A 234-nucleotide genomic window follows, 5' to 3' on the forward strand; every position below is an offset into this window, starting at 1 on the left:
GTTAAACTCAGCGGTTTCACTGATTCTGGCCCTGGGGCATCCCGCCGTGGGGCTTTGGAGCCCCTCATTTATGGCATCCCCTGCAACCGCCGCAGGCGTTAATTTCCAGGGCAGCATGGTGGCCCTCGTCACCCCGATGCAGCCCGACGGCAGCCTGGACTACGCTGCCTACCGGTCGTTGATCGATTGGCATATCCAGGAAGGAACCGATGCGCTGGTGGTGGTGGGCACCAC

At 62.0% G+C, this 234-nt stretch carries 1 protein-coding gene; it reads left to right on the top strand.

Annotation, left to right across the window (positions count from 1 at the left end):
* Positions 1-70: 70 nt before the first annotated feature.
* Positions 71-234: dihydrodipicolinate synthase family protein (locus SB751_RS35455; protein WP_410749669.1), on the top strand; the 164-nt coding region annotated here is incomplete at its 3' end.

Source organism: Cupriavidus sp. SIMBA_020 (assembly GCF_046535395.1).
In the GTDB taxonomy this organism is placed as follows: Bacteria; Pseudomonadota; Gammaproteobacteria; order Burkholderiales; family Burkholderiaceae; genus Cupriavidus; species Cupriavidus campinensis.